The sequence below is a fragment of the Mesorhizobium sp. M0587 genome (assembly GCF_040320945.1).
Classification (GTDB): domain Bacteria; phylum Pseudomonadota; class Alphaproteobacteria; order Rhizobiales; family Rhizobiaceae; genus Mesorhizobium.
Genome location: NZ_JAMYQP010000120.1, coordinates 1 through 607, shown reverse-complemented (window position 1 = coordinate 607; position 607 = coordinate 1). Strand labels below are relative to the sequence as shown.

1 protein-coding gene is annotated in these 607 nt (G+C 56.3%); it reads left to right on the top strand.

What is annotated here, in order from left to right; translation table 11 throughout:
• Positions 1-2 precede the first annotated feature (2 nt).
• On the top strand, positions 3-607 hold a 605-nt coding region (gene virG / locus NKI49_RS33280; RefSeq protein WP_352695959.1), incomplete at its 3' end, for a two-component system response regulator VirG.

Genomic DNA, 607 nt, shown 5'->3' with positions numbered 1-607 from the left:
CGATGCATGCCCTGAAGGTAACCGCAGTCCACGATAGCAAGCAGTTTGACTATGTTCTTTCACGTGAGCCAGTCGATCTCGTGGTTGTTGACCTTAACCTAGGCCGGGAGGATGGACTTGCGATCGTCCGCAATCTGGCGACAAAATCGGATGTTCCTATCATAGTGATCAGCGGCGACCGGCTTGATGAGGCGGAAAAAGTGGTTGCATTGGAGCTCGGCGCAACCGATTTCATTCCCAAGCCTTTCGGGATGCGCGAATTCTTGGCCCGCATTCGAGTAGCGCTACGCCAGCGCATTTCTAGTCCGCGAACCAGAGAGCAGCGCTCATTTCGCTTTGGGGCCTGGAAGCTCAGCGTGAAGCAGCGGCGACTGATCTGTGCGGAGCGTGGCGAGGTCAAGCTCACCGCATGTGAGTTCAATCTCTTGATCGCATTTCTGGAGAACCCCCGCAACGTGCTATCCAGAGAACGGCTTTTGCTCGCGAGCCGTGTGCGTGGAGAAGAGGTGTACGATCGAAGTATCGATGTCCTAATCATGCGCTTGCGCCGAAAGCTGGAGGCTGATGCGGCCAACCCTCGCCTGGTCAAAACATCCCGTGGCGCAGG